Source organism: Paraburkholderia aspalathi, assembly GCF_900116445.1.
GTDB lineage: Bacteria > Pseudomonadota > Gammaproteobacteria > Burkholderiales > Burkholderiaceae > Paraburkholderia > Paraburkholderia aspalathi.
Map to the genome: position 1 here is coordinate 493,134 of NZ_FPBH01000004.1, position 6,680 is coordinate 499,813.

The window sequence follows — 6,680 nt, forward strand, 5'->3', positions numbered from 1 at the left end:
GAAAAACCGCACTGCAATGACATTAGGCATACTGATTGTTTGACGAATTCATTCGCCATAGAATCGAACCTGTCAGCCTAACAGTCCAGTTCTATGTCCGTTAGCGGGCGTGCACAACAGGTCAGGATCCATCCCTCTGCTATCTCTTCATCGGTGATGCCGCCGTTGTGTGCCATCTCGACCTGGCCCGCAATCACACGTGTCTTGCAGGTGCCGCACATACCGGCGCGGCACGCACTCGGAATCACGACGCCCACGGATTGGGCGGTGTCGATCAGCACATCGTTCGTTGACGCGACACACTCGCGTCTGGACGCTGCAAGCATCACACTGACCTGCGCCGTCGGCACTACGGCTTCGAACGCGGTCGCGCTCGCGGCGGGCGGCAGCACGAAACTCTCCTGGTGATACCGTTGCGGCGCAACGCCAAGGCTCACCGCAGCCTCGTAGACAGTCTTCATGAATGCATCGGGCCCGCAGCAATAAACCGTGCGCTTCGCGATATCGGGAATCCATTGGGCCAATCTGGCGCGTTCAAGCCGGCCGGCGAGAAGCGGTACAGCGGCCTCGCGCGACACCGTCAGCTTGACTCGCAGACTCGGCCAGGATGCCGCCATCTGCTCCAGTTCCTTGCGAAACAGAAGATCTTCCTGCGTGCTCGCACATTGCAGGAAGATAAGATCGATCTCGGCGCGCGCGTCGTATAACGCCCTTGTCATCGACAGGAGCGGTGTAATGCCCACGCCGCCAGCGACGAATAAACACGCGCCTCCGGCTGCTTCAGGAGCGATAAATGCGCCCGATGGTGCAGAGATTCGAAGGCGAGCGCCTGGCGCGATTTCCTGATGCAACCATGTGGACACCGGGCCATGAGGCGCGGCTTTCACCGTTATCGCGAAGCGCCCTACGCGCGTCGGCGTCGACGACAACGTGTAGCAGCGGTACAGAATGCCGCTGAAGGTCGGCGCTTCAACTGTGATGTGCTGCCCCGCTGCATAGTCGAGCGATCTTCCGTCAACGGTGACGAATTCGAACGTTTTGACGTTCACGGATTCGTCGGCCACTGCCACGCACTGCGCCATGAAGAAGCCATCATCGCGCGTTGACGGTAAAGAGCCTGCCTGCTTCGCGGCCACTGTCAACACACCTTGAGCGACACGGTCCTCGGCATCTGCGCGAGGCCTTCTCTGAGTGCATCGATGTACCAGTCCACGAATGCCATGACGCCGGACTCCACCTGTTCCGAATAGACTCCTGGCTCGTAGCCAATTGAATTGATGCCGAGCTGATTCGTTTCGACCAGTCGCTGATCCTGTGCGTTGGTCGCTTTCCAGACTTTGGTCAGCGTGTCGAGGTCGTAATCGACGCCTTCGACCGCGTCCTTGTGCACGATCCATTTTGTCGTGACTTGTGTCTCGCGCGGGCCGAGCGGCAAGAGACGGAATGCCAGCGCGTGATCACCCAGCGCATGATTCCACGTATTGGGGAAACGCAGCAGACGCAACGCGCCGACGTCCCGCTCGGGAAGCATTCCCATGACCTTGCTGCAGGCCGCTTCACCCGTCATCGTGAAAGACACGCCCCGCTCCAGCGCGGCTCGCACCATCCGATACACCGGTTCTTCTTCGACGGGCGCGTACGGCAGGCCGACCTGCCTCCAGCGCGCCTCGTCGCGTTCGCTCTTCGCCGCAAACTCGCCGCCATAGCGCGGATCGGTCGGACCATCGAACTCGGAAATCGTGCGCAGCAATTCCGGATGATTGGCGCTGCAGTGGTAGCACTCGCGATTATTTTCGAGTACAAGTTTCCAGTTGCCTTTCTCGACAATCGTGGATTCGTAGGCGATCTTCGCATCTTCGATGCCGTGCGGCGCGAGGTACGGTTCAACGCGGCGGCGAAAGCCGCTGAAATCGTCGGGCGTACTGGACAGGCAGATAAACACATAGCCCGCTACGACCTCGCACGCAACCGGCTTCAGGGAGAAGGCCGACAGGTCAAACGACTCGCCCATGTTGCGCGCGAACATCAGCTTGCCGTCGAGGCCATAGGTCCATTGGTGGTACGGGCAGGCGAATGCGCCTGACTTACCCTTCTCACCCGCACAGATGCGCGAGCCTCGATGACGGCAGGTGTTAAAGAAGGCGCGCACGGCACCTGCACGATCCCGCACGACGACAACCGACGTCTCGCCAATCTGCACCGTGAACCACTCGCCGGTCTGCCTGATCTCGCAGCTCAAGCCGGCAAACAGCCACTTTCGCTGCCAGATGAGTGCGAGATCCGCCTCGAATAGTTCCGCGTCCTTGTAAAACGCCTGCTCAAGAGGGCGTCCCGGCGTATAGGCCGCCAGCAAAGCGTCGAGTTTTTTATGGTCGAACATGTCCCATCCTGATGTTTCCAGAAAATCCCATGTGCACCCTGAGGTATGCGGCAGCGACGGCCCTCTCTGGGCTTGGTGTCAATTAGAGGACTCCAATTTTGACGGGACAAGCCATTTTTACTGATGCCTGACATGTGTTTTTGCATGCAAGAGCATCGCGCGCGACAATGCTTGTACTCTTGGCGAAACAAATGTGGGCACTGACGAGGGCGTTTGGTGAGGATTTACCCGGATTCCAGTCGAATTGTTTTTTGACTAACGTTTTTTCATGACAGCATTCTGAACAAAGCGTGACCGACAGGACGCGGAACGCTCGCAAACGCCGCCGTTCTCACAGGGAAGCACGATGATCAAGCCGAGGAAACGTCTGCCTCCCCTCAACGCAGTTGGCGCGTTCGAAGCCTCGGCACGGCTCCTGAGCTTCACGCGCGCGGCCGAAGAACTGAACCTGTCGCAAGGTGCGGTGAGCCGGCAGATTCAGGTGCTGGAAGAAAGGATTGGCGTTCCGCTTTTCAATCGGCGGCACCGCGAAATCGAGCTGACCAAAGCCGGCATGGTCTTTCAACAGGCAATCGCGCAAAGCCTGATGTCGATTCGCCGCGCGGTGGCCATCATCGAGAATCTCGAATCGACCAGCGTGACGATCGCTGCGAGCGTGGCGATGTCGAGCTTCTGGCTGATGCCGGCCATCATCCGGTTCCGCGAACGCCATCCGGAAGTCGATATCCGCGTACTCGCCAGCGATCAGCCGGTCGATCCGCGCCGTGAGGCCGTCGATCTCGCTATCCACTATGGAGACGGCCACTGGCCCGGCCTCGTCAAATACAAGCTGTTCGATGAGGAAATTTTTCCGGTCTGCAGCCCGTCTTATCTTGAACAACACGCCATCCAGAGCGCATGCGATTTGCAGAACGAAGTGCTGATCGACGTTGAGGCCGGTCTGTCGGTATGCAATTGCTGGGACGACTGGTTCGAACTGGCGGGCGTCGAGCCGCGCGATCATCACAGCTCGATCCGTGTCAGCAATTTCGATCTGGCTTACCGCGCGGCGTGTGCCGGAAAAGGTGTCGCGCTCGCCTGGTCCTATGGCTGCACGGAAATGATCGAGGACGGGCGCCTCGTCAGGCCGCTCGATATCAGTGTGCGCACCCGGCTGTCCGAGTACATCGTGACGGCGGACAATTATGAACTCAGCCACGCGACGAAAGAGGTGCTCGATACGCTGATCGAGTACGCCGCCGACACCAACAATAGCTGGGGAGCGCAATCCGCTGCCTGACGCCGATGCGACCAGGGCTCGTCGCAATAGTTGCTGGCAGCAATATCGAGGGCGGTCACAGTCTGATCGACGCACTACAGCGTGGCAGTCACGCCACCATCCACGTAAAGGATATGGCCGTTCACGAAATTCGACGCGTCGCTCGCGAGGAACACCGCGGCGCCGACCAGATCCTCCACGTCGCCCCACCGCCGTGACGGCGTGCGCCCGGTCAGCCAGTTGCTGAAGGTCTCGTCCCTGACAAGCGTCTCGGTCAGTTCCGTCTTGAAGTAGCCCGGCCCCAGACCATTGACCTGGATGCCGTATTGGCCCCAGTCGATCGCCATGCCCTTCGTCAGCATTTTGACGGCGCCCTTGCTCGCGGTGTAGGCCGCAATGTTGGGACGGCCCAGTTCGCTTTGCACCGAACAGATGTTGACGATCTTGCCGCGCTTGCGAGCGATCATGTGCCGCGCGACCGCCTGACCGACCAGGAACACGCTGTCGACATTGGTCTTCATCAGCTCTTCCCATTGCGCATGGGAAAACTGTTCGAGCGGCGCACGGCGTTGCATGCCCGCGTTGTTGACGAGAATGTCGATCGCACCGATTTCGCGTTCGATATCGGCGATCGCCGTGTCGACCTCAGTGGCCGACGTCACGTCGAAACTTGCGGCATGAACGGTCGCGCCCTCATCGCGCAAACGGCCGACAGCCTCTGCCAGCCTGGTCGGGTTGCGGCCATTCAGAATCACTTCAGCGCCGGCACCTGCCAACCCTTTGGCCAGCGCAAAACCGATACCCGTACTCGACCCGGTAACCAGAGCACGATGCCCCGACAGATCAAACATCTTCAGATTGTTGTTCAACTCAACTCCTCTTCGACTCTAATTCGTCCGACTTCCATCCAGCACTATGCGGTTCGCTCAGCCATTGCACGACCGCTCTCAGACTGCACGCGCCGTCCTGCAAAGCAGAAAGATGGAGCACACCAACTTCACCGACAGGTGACTCAAGCGTTGCGAATTGATCGGCCACCAAAGTCGCTGGAAACTCATGATGCAGCCGCCCGGAAACCCGTGCAACCGCCACGGACAACGCGATGTCGAGAAACACAAATCTCAGCCCTGCAACACGCGCGCGCATGCGCTCCCGATAGCGACGTCTCAACGCGGAACAGGACAGCACGACCGTCCCATGCATATCATCCACCTGCTCGGCGAGACGGTCCAGCCACGGCTCGCGGTCACTATCGCACAACGCGATTCCGTGACACATCTTGTCACGGCTTTCCACGGAGTGATGCTCGTCTCCTTCGATGAAAACGCCCTCCAGCGCCACGGCCAACTCGCGTGCAAGCGTCGACTTACCCGAGCCCGACACGCCCATCACCACTATTTTATGTGTCACGTTCCACAACCCAGCCACGTTGTCCCGGCACGCAATCTACTGAATCGCGCCGGCCATTCAATCGGCAGCGGCGCGCGGATGAAAGCGTGCCGCTGCATCACACGTTTTCCGCTTCAGGACACCGGCGTGAACTTGAGCTGGTCGATCGGCGTGACCTTGTCGGTCCGGGTCAGGCCATAAGGCGTCTTCGGTCCGAGCCACTTGTTGAAGATACCGCTCATCTCGCCGCTCTGCTCCATCGAAGCCAAAGCCTTGTTGACCGCGCTCAGCATGGCCGGCTCGTTCTGGCGCAAGCCCACCGCGATCGGCTCGATCAGCATCGGCTCCGACGCAATCGCCACCGCGCCGTCCGTGCCGTCCACCTGCTTTGCGATCTTCGTGGCAGTCATCTGATTGGTCACGAAGCCTTTGACCTTGTTCTGCTCGAGTGCCAGAAACGCCGAGCTGGTATCATGAAACGTCACCGCCTGACCATCCTTGATCGAAATTGGAATCGACTGCGCAGACGTGGAGCCATCGGCAGCGCTGATTTTCTGGCCCGCGAAATCGGTCAGTTTCTTGCTCGCGTCGGCCTTCTTCACGACAAGGACTTCCTTGGTGGAGTAGTACGAGTCGCTAAAGGCAATCTGCGTAGCGCGGGTTTTGGTGTAGGCCAGATTGGCAACTACAATGTCGACACGCCCCAGCTTCAATTGCGGAATGCGCGCCTCGACAGCCAACGGTTCGAGTTTTGCCTTCACGCCCAACTGTTTTGCCACCGCATTGCACAGGTCCACATCCATGCCTTCGAGCTGGCGCGTCTGCGCGTTCGGATACGAGAACGGCTCGACGTTCGAATACACACCGCAGCTCAACTCGCCGCGGCCCTTGATATCGGCCAATTGATCAGCATGTGCCGGGGCAATCGATGCAACCGCGCCGCCAACGACCAACATCCCCGCGAAAATCTTCTTTACCTGCATCGTGATGCTCCTGAAGTTTATGTGTAAAGCAATCGACTGCTGATCAACGGTGGTCAAACCGAATCTGAACCCGAACCTGAACCCGAACCCGAACCTGAATCTGAACCTGTATCTGTGCCGCGAAAGCCATACCGCCTTGCTTGCTTCAATGCTTGCCTCAGTGCGAGCGAAGATCGGACAGGAATCGCTTCGCCCGCTCGTGTTTCGGGCGCAAAAAGAATTCTTCCGGCTCCGCCGTTTCGAGAATCTTCCCTGCGTCCATAAACCAGACGCGGTCGGCAACCTCGCGTGCAAACCCCATCTCGTGCGTGACGCACATCATCGTCATGCCTTCCTGCGCGAGGCTCTTCATCACGCTCAACACTTCGCCGACCATCTCCGGATCGAGCGCACTGGTGGGCTCATCGAACAGCATTGCCGGCGGGTCCATCGCCAGCGCTCTCGCAATCGCGACACGCTGCTGCTGGCCACCGGACAATTGCGGCGGAAACGCACTGGCCTTGTTCGACAGACCGACGCGTGCGAGCAAATCCGTCGCTTTACGTTCCGCATCCGCGCGCTTGAGACCGTGCACCCGCATCGGCGAAAGCGTGATGTTGTCCAGCACCGACAGATGCGGAAACAGGTTGAATTGCTGAAACACGAAGCCGACACGGCTGCGGTAAGCATT

Annotated in this window: 7 protein-coding genes; 1 reads left to right on the top strand and 6 read right to left on the bottom strand. The window is 59.2% G+C overall.

Annotated elements, in window-relative coordinates; all coding sequences use genetic code 11:
- Positions 1 to 77: 77 nt before the first annotated feature.
- Together BM438_RS09715 and BM438_RS09720 are read right to left on the bottom strand one after the other, a co-directional pair.
- Positions 78 to 1,070 carry a flavin reductase family protein gene (locus tag BM438_RS09715; RefSeq protein WP_167378358.1) on the bottom strand — a complete coding sequence of 331 codons (993 nt, stop codon included), beginning with the start codon at positions 1,068 to 1,070 and terminating at the stop codon, positions 78 to 80.
- 68 nt (positions 1,071 to 1,138) lie between these two features.
- The gene (locus BM438_RS09720) at positions 1,139 to 2,380 is read right to left on the bottom strand and encodes an aromatic ring-hydroxylating oxygenase subunit alpha (RefSeq protein WP_093634035.1); all 1,242 of its coding nucleotides are present in this window, start codon (positions 2,378 to 2,380) and stop codon (positions 1,139 to 1,141) included.
- A 346-nt stretch (positions 2,381 to 2,726) separates the two neighbouring features.
- Here BM438_RS09720 and BM438_RS09725 point away from each other — a divergent pair, with 346 nt between their 5' ends.
- Entirely contained in the window at positions 2,727 to 3,659 is a 933-nt protein-coding gene (locus tag BM438_RS09725; RefSeq protein WP_093634036.1) for a LysR substrate-binding domain-containing protein, read from the top strand.
- 74 nt (positions 3,660 to 3,733) lie between these two features.
- Here the strand turns inward: BM438_RS09725 and BM438_RS09730 are convergent, their stop codons facing one another.
- The 4 genes from BM438_RS09730 to BM438_RS09745 form a co-directional block, all read right to left on the bottom strand.
- A complete protein-coding gene (locus BM438_RS09730; RefSeq protein ID WP_093634086.1) occupies positions 3,734 to 4,489 on the bottom strand; it encodes a glucose 1-dehydrogenase in 756 nt (251 codons plus the stop codon).
- A 19-nt stretch (positions 4,490 to 4,508) separates the two neighbouring features.
- Complete coding sequence (locus BM438_RS09735) at positions 4,509 to 5,048, bottom strand: gluconokinase (RefSeq protein ID WP_244179320.1); 540 nt, start codon at positions 5,046 to 5,048, stop codon at positions 4,509 to 4,511.
- 113 nt (positions 5,049 to 5,161) lie between these two features.
- Complete coding sequence (locus BM438_RS09740; protein WP_054033536.1) at positions 5,162 to 6,010, bottom strand: transporter substrate-binding domain-containing protein; 849 nt, start codon at positions 6,008 to 6,010, stop codon at positions 5,162 to 5,164.
- A 157-nt stretch (positions 6,011 to 6,167) separates the two neighbouring features.
- A partial coding sequence (locus BM438_RS09745) for an amino acid ABC transporter ATP-binding protein (RefSeq protein WP_093634038.1) occupies positions 6,168 to 6,680 on the bottom strand: 513 nt, incomplete at its 5' end.